The 8,218-nt window shown below is 46.3% G+C and carries 7 protein-coding genes; 4 read left to right on the forward strand and 3 right to left on the reverse strand.

Going from position 1 to position 8,218, the window contains the following annotated elements; genetic code table 11:
* Positions 1–6: 6 nt before the first annotated feature.
* Together eutJ and KQI39_RS15865 are read right to left on the reverse strand one after the other, a co-directional pair.
* Positions 7–831, reverse strand: a complete 825-nt coding sequence (eutJ, locus tag KQI39_RS15860) for an ethanolamine utilization protein EutJ (RefSeq protein WP_021976796.1) — start codon at positions 829–831, stop codon at positions 7–9.
* A gap of 59 nt (positions 832–890) precedes the next feature.
* Complete coding sequence (locus tag KQI39_RS15865) at positions 891–3,023, reverse strand: glycogen debranching protein (RefSeq protein WP_216419533.1); 2,133 nt, start codon at positions 3,021–3,023, stop codon at positions 891–893.
* Between the two features lie 153 nt (positions 3,024–3,176).
* On the opposite strand from KQI39_RS15865, the gene KQI39_RS15870 reads away from it, so the two are divergent.
* From KQI39_RS15870 to KQI39_RS15880, 3 genes are all read left to right on the forward strand, one after another.
* The gene (locus tag KQI39_RS15870; RefSeq protein ID WP_021650714.1) at positions 3,177–3,866 is read left to right on the forward strand and encodes a Crp/Fnr family transcriptional regulator; all 690 of its coding nucleotides are present in this window, start codon (positions 3,177–3,179) and stop codon (positions 3,864–3,866) included.
* A gap of 100 nt (positions 3,867–3,966) precedes the next feature.
* Complete coding sequence (locus KQI39_RS15875; protein ID WP_114001748.1) at positions 3,967–4,710, forward strand: ATP-binding protein; 744 nt, start codon at positions 3,967–3,969, stop codon at positions 4,708–4,710.
* A 19-nt stretch (positions 4,711–4,729) separates the two neighbouring features.
* Positions 4,730–5,911, forward strand: coding sequence for an ATP-binding protein (locus KQI39_RS15880; RefSeq protein ID WP_148446695.1), 1,182 nt, complete (start codon positions 4,730–4,732; stop codon positions 5,909–5,911).
* A 20-nt stretch (positions 5,912–5,931) separates the two neighbouring features.
* On the opposite strand, the gene KQI39_RS15885 is transcribed toward KQI39_RS15880, so the two are convergent.
* Complete coding sequence (locus KQI39_RS15885; protein WP_216419535.1) at positions 5,932–6,300, reverse strand: hypothetical protein; 369 nt, start codon at positions 6,298–6,300, stop codon at positions 5,932–5,934.
* A 318-nt stretch (positions 6,301–6,618) separates the two neighbouring features.
* Here KQI39_RS15885 and pap point away from each other — a divergent pair, with 318 nt between their 5' ends.
* Complete coding sequence (pap, locus tag KQI39_RS15890; RefSeq protein WP_148446843.1) at positions 6,619–8,091, forward strand: polyphosphate:AMP phosphotransferase; 1,473 nt, start codon at positions 6,619–6,621, stop codon at positions 8,089–8,091.
* The last annotated feature ends 127 nt before the right edge of the window (positions 8,092–8,218 follow it).

Raw genomic sequence — 8,218 nt, forward strand, 5'->3', positions numbered from 1 at the left:
AATCAATCATATTTTGGGCAGTTCACAGTGATATGCGATGCCAAGGGGTGTAACGAGAAGAGGATGTACAGGTCTGTACACAGGAAGTTTCAGTTTCTTCTCAAAAACGGTTGTAAATTCTTTAAACATGGAAGATCCGCCTACAACGTAAACAGCCGGAACCTGATAACCATGGAGAAATTTTTCGGTAATAACAGCCATTTTTTCAACGGTTGCCTTGATTACAGGAAAAATTTCATCTTCTTTTTCCGGAGTGGTCTTTAAAATTTCCGCTTCCTCATAAGGGATTTTATAGTGTCCGGCCACAGTCATGGTCATATGGCTGCCTCCGGTAGCCTCATCGTCTGTGTAAATGACTTTGCCATCTTTCAGGATACTGATGCCGGTTGTACCGCCGCCCACATCTACAACGGCGCCGTCTGTAATTTTGAGGACAGCAGCGGCAGCGGTAGGCTCGTCTACGATATTGGTAACCTCAAAACCTGCACCTTCCAGGACATAACCGATGCTTTTGACACTGCCTTCCGAAACACCAGGAGGGATGGCAGCTGCACCGTAGGTAAGTTCTGTGCCAAGTTTTTCTTCCAGTTCATTTTTAAGCTTTGTTACAAGTTGGACGGATTCGTAATAATTAACGATCACACCATCCTGAATGGCATGGGACGGTGCGGAAATTCCGGCGATGGGACGGTTGTTCCGGTCAACGACAGCAAGAACGGTGTTGGCAGTACCAAGGTCAATGCCCGTTTTCAGACGGCCGCGGAATTTTTTGCATTCACCGGTTTCCACAAGTTCTGCGAAGTTGGACAAAGTTCTGTTTTTTAATTCCATTCAAAATACTCCATTTCTTTCGGACAAGGACAAAAAAGATTTTGTCCCTGATATGAATTTTAATAATTACGACCGGTAAAGATGGCAACGGATCTGGGCCGCATGCAGAAATCGTGCTCAATACGTGGCTCCTGGCTTTCTTCATAGAAATAACGGCCATCTCCGTCTCCAAATGTGTTGACACAGAGATACCATGCACCAGGGCGTGCAAGTTCCGGAAGCGTAACCGTTACATCTTCCCAGTATGCGTTGATAACGATGTAGATCAGGTCATCGGCGCCTTTGCTCTTATCATAACCTGCAAAGCTTACGGCGAAGGTGTGGGCATCTCTTGGGATGGTCACATCCCTTGCATCAATGTTATGGGTGTGTATGCTTTCCATACCGCATACTGCGTTTGGAAGCTTGCGGGAGATGACAGGGTGGTCTTTTCGGAACTGGATCATATATTTGAAAAATTCGAAAAGATCGTGATTTTTCTCCAGAAGATCCCAGTTGATCCAGGAAGTTTCGTTATCCTGGCAGTAGGTGTTGTTATTTCCATGTTTGGTGTTTCCAAATTCGTCACCTGCAAGGAACATCGGGGTTCCACGGCTGGACATCAGTACCGCACAGGCGTTTCGGATCATGCGGAAGCGGAGGGAAAGGACTTCCGGATTGGTGGAATCACCCTCTTCTCCACAGTTCCAGCTGCGGTTGTCGTTGGAACCATCTGTGTTGTTCCAGCCGTTTGCCTCGTTGTGTTTCTCGTTGTAGGAATAGAGATCATACATGGTAAAACCATCGTGGCAGGTAAGGAAATTGACGCAGGAATTGTATCCTGCATAGTTGTCATTGTGATCGGAATAAAAACCGCCATACAGGTCACCGGAACCGGAAATGCTCCATGCGGCGTCCCAGGCGTTCCAGAAATCTCCCTTCAGGAAAGAACGGAGGCAGTCACGGTAACGGCCGTTCCACTCAGCCCATCTGCGGCTGGCAGGGAAAGAACCTACCTGATACAGTCCGCCGGCATCCCAGGCCTCTGCGATCAGCTTGACATTTCGAAGAACCGGATCGTAAGCAAGAAGTTCCAGAAGTGGCGGGTTGTTAAGAGGGGAACCGTCCTCATGACGTCCCAGGATACTTGCAAGGTCGAAACGGAAACCATCCACGCGGTAGTTGATGGTCCAGTAACGTAAACACTCCAGGATCATCTGACGCACGATCGGATGATTACAGTTCAGAGTGTTTCCACATCCGCTGAAATTGTAGTAATTTCCTTCCGGAGTCAGCATATAATAAACTTTATTGTCAAATCCTTTAAAGCAAAAAGTTTTTCCAAGTTCATTTCCTTCGGCAGTGTGGTTGAATACAACATCAAGAATTACTTCAATTCCATTTTCGTGAAGTTCACGGATCAGTTCTTTCAGTTCGGTTCCCTCACAGTTATGTTCTGCCCTGGAAGCATAGCTGGTGTTTGGGGAAAAGAAGTTAACGGAATTGTATCCCCAGTATTCCAGAAGACGCTTGCCGTTTACGGTACGGGCATTCATGTTCTCGTCGAACTCGAAGATAGGCATCAGCTCCACCGCATTGATTCCCAGTTCTTTGAGGTAAGGGATTTTTTCACGAAGCCCGGCAAAAGTTCCCGGGTGTGTGACACCGGAAGAAGCGTCCTGTGTAAATCCGCGGACATGAAGTTCGTAGATGATCAGGTCACTGATCTTACGGGTGGACTGAGGCATGTCTTCCCAGTCGAAAGAATCGCGTACCACACGGGCGTGATAGCTTCCAATCTTCTGCTGTCCCCATTCGCGCTGACCGGCAACGGCTTTGGCATAAGGATCAAGAAGAACTTTTGTCTTATCGAAGATATGGCCTTTTTCCGGTTCATAAGGACCGTCGATGCGGTAGCCGTATTCCAGGTCTTCGATGTCCAGTCCCATGACGATCATGGAATAGACATCACCGATACGACAGGCATTGGGAAAAGGAAGAACTGCGAAAGGCTCCTCTTCTCCGGAGTGGAAAAGAAGAAGCTCGCAGGATGTACCGTGACGGGTATGTGCGGTAAAGTTGACTCCGTTGGAAAGGGGAGTAGCGCCATTTAATTCAAAAAAACCGGGACGTACAGGAAATCCCGCGATAATATCTGTGGGCCGGGATGTCAGTGTATTCTCAGAAAGCATAGTCTGATTCTGTGTTTTCATTTCCGGTATCCTCCTTGGTAGAATTTTTTACAAACAAAAAATATTATAACTGATTTTCAGAAAAAAGTACAGGCTGGGAACCTATGAAGTTCACGGGAGTTGACAGAGATTGCAGAAATGTGATAAAAACCTGTACAGAGATGAGGTGAAAAAGTGGAAGAAAAAAGAAGAGAAGAATGGATGGCCATTTTAAGACAAAGCCGGCTCTGCAGAAACCTGGAAGAAAAAGAACTCCTAAACCTCATGGAGCAGGAAGGAACGGTGCGGACTTATTCCAGAGGGGAACGGATCTTTCAGGAAACAGACCGGCCGGATTCGGTTTATATGCTTCTTAACGGAAGTGTGATCATCGCAAAAGAGACGTTTTCCGGAAAAAGGATCCTTCTGGCGCAGCTGGAAGATCCAGGGGCTCTGTTCGGGGAGGTTTATGCCTTTATGGAGAAAGCTTCCTATGATATGTATGTGGAAGCGCTGACGCAGGTTTCCGTTCTGATCATGAGCAGCCGGATCTTTACAGACAGGGAAGAAAATAGTTTAAGCCGGAAACTTCGGGAAAATCTTCTTGAGGTTTTTGCCGGGAAGGCTTACAATATGAACCGGAAGCTTCGGATCCTTGGAAGTGGCAGTCTCCGGGAGCGGATCGTCCGTTTCCTTGTAGAATGCCAGGACAGTGAAGGACAGATCCACATGAATCTTTCCAGAGAAGAGATGGCGGATTATTTAAACATTACCAGGCCGTCTCTTTCCAGAGAACTGGGAAAGATGCAGGAAGAAGGAATCCTGGAACTTGACAGGCGTCAGATCCTTGTGAAAGATCAGGAAAAAATGGAGTTATATCTGTAAGGTAACATATGTTACCGAAGAATCTCCGGGATTTTTGTATGATGTCAGTGAAAACAAAAAAACATTTGCAGAAATATAAAAATCAGGGAGAGATGATATCATGATAAGAAAGATCGTACACATTGAGGAAGAGAAATGCAACGGCTGTGGTGCCTGTGCAGCTGCCTGCCACGAAGGAGCTATTGCCATGATAGACGGCAAGGCAAAACTGATCCGGGATGATTACTGTGACGGACTGGGAGACTGTCTTCCGGCCTGCCCTGCCGATGCGATCCGTATTATAGAGCGGGAAGCCGCAGATTATGACGCGGAGGCAGTGGAAAAAAGAATGAAGCTTAAGAAAACAGAGGCCTCGATGCCAGCAGGGAAGCCACACGTGTGCCCCGGAAGTATGGCAAGAAGCCTTAATAAAAAGCAGGAACCGCCGGTGCAGGCAGAGCAGAAAAAAGTTCCCCAAAATGCAGGGGAACAGACAAGCCGTCTTGCCCAGTGGCCCGTACAGATCAAACTGGTTCCTGTCAATGCACCATATTTTGAAAATGCACAGCTTCTGATCGCGGCAGACTGTACTGCCTACGCTTATGCAGGTTTTCATGAGAAATTCATGAAAGATCATGTGACGCTGATCGGATGCCCCAAACTGGATGAGGGAGATTATGCAGATAAGCTTGCAGAGATCATAGGAAATAATTCCATCCGGAGTATCCGTATCGTCCGCATGGAAGTTCCCTGCTGCGGAGGCATCGAGAATGCAGTGATCCGTGCCATGGAGCGAAGCGGAAAGATGATCCCATGGCAGGTAGTGACCATTGCCTGTGACGGCACGATCAGGGAGGAGCTGTAAGGAAAGGAATAAAAACAGCATGAGTGAAGAAACACTGGAGATTTCTTTTGATGAAATAGAGAAGGAACGGGAAAAATATCTTCTGGTAGATACCCGTGATAAAGTAACTGTGGAATATGGAATGATCCCGGGAGCGATTTCTGTTCCGGAGCAGGAACTGGAAGAACGGGCAGAAGAACTGAAAGGGGATAAGATTCCGGTTCTTTACTGTACCAGAGGACTTTTCAGCCAGGAAGGGGCAGGGATGCTCCGGGAAAAAGGAATTCCCGCACTGAGCCTGAAGGGCGGATATACAGGCTGGCTTTTCCAGCAGATGCAGAAAGAGTCCAATAAAGGGGACAGTGAAGAAGAGGAAAATGAAGCAATGGAACAGCGCCGGAAAGATATCGAGCTGAGTATCCGCAAGAAGTTCCACAAGCAGCTGTTTTCCAGATTCGCCAGAGGAATCAACGACTATGAACTGGTGAAGCCGGGAGACAAGATCGCGGTCTGTATTTCCGGTGGTAAGGATTCCATGCTGATGGCCAAACTGTTCCAGGAGTTGAAACGTCATAACAAGTTTCCTTTTGAATTGGTATTTCTTGTGATGGATCCGGGATATAATGAGGCCAACCGTGCGGTGATCGAACACAACGCCAAGCTTCTCGGAATCCCGATCACAGTATTTGAGACTGAGATTTTTGATGCAGTTTACAATGTGGAAAAATCTCCGTGTTATCTCTGCGCCCGTATGCGGAGAGGATATCTTTACAGCAAGGCAAAAGAACTTGGATGCAACAAGATCGCCCTTGGACATCACTATGATGATGTGATTGAGACCATCCTGATGGGAATGCTTTATGGAGCACAGGTACAGACCATGATGCCGAAACTCCACAGCACAAACTTCGAAGGGATGCAGCTGATCCGCCCTATGTATCTGATCCGGGAGGCAGATATCAAGCACTGGAGAGATTACAATGACCTGCATTTTATCCAGTGTGCCTGCAAGTTTACCGATACCTGTACTACCTGTCGTACAGATGGAACCAGTGTTTCCAAACGAATGGAGATCAAGAATCTTATTGCAGAGCTTAAGAAGGTAAATCCTCATATTGAAAGCAATATTTTCCGAAGTGTGGAAAATGTGAATCTTCATACAGTCATTGCCTATAAGAAAGATGGCGTGAAACATTCCTTCCTGGAAGGGTATGACGACTGATATACAAAAACAAAAGCTGCTCAGGCATTCGCCCGGGCAGCTTTTACTTTTTCCCGTTGTCTGGTAAGATCATAATATTCATCAGAGACGATCCCACGGCTGGAAAGTGCTTCGTAAGTTTTCTGCTGTGCGGGGGTCATTTTCATTCCAATGGTGGAATTGACATCTGTCAGCACGCAGCCTGTTTTTTCTACCAGCCAGAAAAGAGCGGAATCATCTTCCGGGATCATTTTCCAGATTTCGTTTTCCGTATATGGTAAAAGGGCCATAAGGGTCTTCAAATGTCCGTCCTGGATTAGGCGGTAATCCCCATCCGGCATGATGATGCCGTCACCGTAGAGTTCTTTTTTCTTTTCCATTTCTTTCAGAAGTTCTTCTGTAAGTTTCATGATCGGCTCCTTGAGATTTGCTGCTTGGGGCAGCTTTTTTGTGCTGTTTTAACCGAATCAAGGAAGTCCCCTGCGGGGTTGCGAATATCCGTTTGACTACGAGTTAAAAAAATAACGAACAGCGCCTATATTGTATGAAGAGAAGATCAAAATGTCAATAGGTTAAAAAATATTTTTAGCTGTTTAACAAGAGTTACAATTGTGCAATATGGATATTTTTTCGGAATGATGCGTTAAATCTATGTAAAATTCGTCGTAAAACAGGGACTCCTGTGGTATAATAAGAATATTCAAAAAATTCGAGGAAGGACGATGCAGATGTTAAAAAACTGGAACCCGGAACAGATTCCGGAAAAAGAGGATATCAAAGTGCGTTTAAGTGCTGCAAGAACCAGATTATATGAGCTGCAGATGGCTCTAAAGGAGCATAAGATTCCGGTGATCGTGTTGTTTGAAGGCTGGGGAGCTTCCGGAAAAGGCAGTACCATAAGTAAAGTGATCAAGAATATCGATCCCCGTTTTTTTAAAGTCGCAACTATGTCAGCGCCTACAGAAGAGGACCTTCGGAAACCATTTCTTTACCGGTATTTTAAGGAGATCCCGGAAGCCGGTAAATTTACATTCCTGGATTCCGGATGGATGGATCAGACCTGCCGGGAGCGCATGGACAAAAAACTGAAAGGGGATGATTATGTAAAACGGGTTGACAGCATCCGCAGATTTGAACGGCAGCTGACGGATAACGGATACGTACTTCTGAAATTCTTTATGCAGATCGACCGGAAAGATCAGGAGAAACGTATGGGCATCCTTCTGGAAAGCAAAGATACCCGATGGAGAGTGAATGAATACGATCTCTGGCAGAATGATCACTACAAGAAATGCAGAAAAGTTTTTGACCAGTATATGCAGGATACCAACACTTCTTCTGCTCCGTGGTATATCGTAGATGCCAGTGACCGGAAATGGGCGGAATTACAGGTACTGGAAACCATGATCAGCAACATCGAGGTTGCCATGGAGAACAGCAAACATGCTGTGCCGATTCTCCAGAATGTTTTTCCTCTGGTGGAGATGCCGAAATTAAGCGAGATCCCTCTGGATGGAAAAGAAGTGGGAGACGAAGAGTACAAGGCAGAGCTTAAAGAACTCCAGGCGAAGCTCGGAAGCCTGCATAATCGGCTCTACCGCAAAAGAGTGCCGGTGATCATCACCTATGAAGGCTGGGATGCTGCCGGAAAAGGCGGAAATATCAAGAGGATCACGGAAGCTCTTGATCCCCGTGGTTTTGAGGTACATCCCATCGCCAGCCCGGAACCTCATGAAAAAGCCCGTCATTATCTGTGGCGTTTCTGGACAAGGTTGCCTAAAGATGGACACATTGCCATATTTGACCGGACCTGGTATGGAAGAGTGATGGTGGAAAGACTGGAAGGTTTTTGCAGTGAGAACGACTGGAGACGTGCATACAATGAGATCAATGAATTCGAGAAGGAACTTTCCGACTGGGGTGCTGTGATCGTGAAATTCTGGGTCCACATTGATAAAGATACCCAGCTTGCAAGATTTAATGACCGCCAGAGCAACCCGGAAAAACAGTGGAAGATCACAGACGAGGACTGGAGAAACCGCGAGAAATGGGATCAGTATGAAATGGCAGTAGATGAGATGCTGCAGAAAACCAGCACGGTTTATGCGCCATGGCATATTCTGGAATCGGTAGACAAGAAATATGCAAGGCTGAAAGCGCTTCGGATCGTGATTGAGGAAATTGAGAAAGCGTTGAAATAAAAGATAAAAAGGGAGTGTCGCAAAATCACCGGAATAGGTGATTGAGCGGCACTTTCTGCTTTTTAGAAAAGAAAATTGGCAGAAAATCTTTGTACGTTGATTTTCTGCCAATTTTTTTCGCACCTAA

Origin of the sequence: Blautia sp. MSJ-36, assembly GCF_018917985.1 — a bacterium.
GTDB lineage: Bacteria > Bacillota > Clostridia > Lachnospirales > Lachnospiraceae > Blautia_A.

Coding starts and splice junctions, on each gene's coding strand:
- KQI39_RS15880 (WP_148446695.1), top strand. CDS start 4,730: ATGAGTGAAGAAACACTGGAGATTTCTTTTGATGAAATAGAGAAGGAA.
- KQI39_RS15875 (WP_114001748.1), top strand. CDS start 3,967: ATGATAAGAAAGATCGTACACATTGAGGAAGAGAAATGCAACGGCTGT.
- pap (WP_148446843.1), top strand. CDS start 6,619: ATGTTAAAAAACTGGAACCCGGAACAGATTCCGGAAAAAGAGGATATC.
- KQI39_RS15865 (WP_216419533.1), bottom strand. CDS start 3,023: ATGAAAACACAGAATCAGACTATGCTTTCTGAGAATACACTGACATCC.
- eutJ (WP_021976796.1), bottom strand. CDS start 831: ATGGAATTAAAAAACAGAACTTTGTCCAACTTCGCAGAACTTGTGGAA.
- KQI39_RS15885 (WP_216419535.1), bottom strand. CDS start 6,300: ATGAAACTTACAGAAGAACTTCTGAAAGAAATGGAAAAGAAAAAAGAA.